The 590-nt window shown below is 55.1% G+C and carries 6 tRNA genes; all 6 read left to right on the top strand.

The features are described from left to right. Positions 1 to 23 precede the first annotated feature (23 nt). The 6 genes from FOT98_RS31695 (at position 24) to FOT98_RS31670 (ending at position 575) form a co-directional block, all read left to right on the top strand. Positions 24 to 97, top strand: a tRNA-Pro gene (locus FOT98_RS31695). 14 nt (positions 98 to 111) lie between these two features. Further along, positions 112 to 184 (top strand) — tRNA-Ala (locus tag FOT98_RS31690). 19 nt (positions 185 to 203) lie between these two features. Next, positions 204 to 280 (top strand) — tRNA-Met (locus tag FOT98_RS31685). Between the two features lie 4 nt (positions 281 to 284). After that, positions 285 to 361 (top strand) — tRNA-Ile (locus tag FOT98_RS31680). A gap of 17 nt (positions 362 to 378) precedes the next feature. Continuing rightward, a tRNA-Ser gene (locus FOT98_RS31675) sits at positions 379 to 471 on the top strand. Between the two features lie 27 nt (positions 472 to 498). After that, positions 499 to 575, top strand: a tRNA-Met gene (locus FOT98_RS31670). Positions 576 to 590 lie beyond the last annotated feature (15 nt).

The following is a 590-nucleotide window of genomic DNA, read 5'->3' as shown; positions in this document are numbered from 1 at the left end:
CCTCTCGGGCGCGCTTTTATTAACGGGAAGTGGCTCAGCTTGGTAGAGCACCTGGTTTGGGACCAGGGGGTCGCAGGTTCAAATCCTGTCTTCCCGATTTTCCAAAAACATGGGGCCTTAGCTCAGCTGGGAGAGCGCCTGCCTTGCACGCAGGAGGTCAGCGGTTCGATCCCGCTAGGCTCCACTTTTTTAATATCATTTATGGCGGTGTAGCTCAGCTGGCTAGAGCGTACGGTTCATACCCGTGAGGTCGGGGGTTCGATCCCCTCCGCCGCTACCATAAAGGACCTTTAGCTCAGCTGGTTAGAGCAGACGGCTCATAACCGTCCGGTCGTAGGTTCGAGTCCTACAAGGTCCACCATTAGACGTTTCTATCTCGGAGGTATACCCAAGTTCGGCTGAAGGGATCGGTCTTGAAAACCGACAGGCGGCGAGAGTCGCGCGGGGGTTCGAATCCCTCTACCTCCTCCATTTTTTCTAAATCAAATATTTTATTATCGCGGGGTGGAGCAGCACGGTAGCTCGTCGGGCTCATAACCCGAAGGTCGCAGGTTCAAATCCTGTCCCCGCAACCAAATGGTCCCGTGGTG

The sequence above is a fragment of the Bacillus sp. HY001 genome (assembly GCF_007558965.1).
GTDB classification, from domain to species: Bacteria; Bacillota; Bacilli; order Bacillales; family Bacillaceae_G; genus Bacillus_A; species Bacillus_A mobilis.
This window is presented reverse-complemented; position numbering and strand designations above follow the sequence as displayed.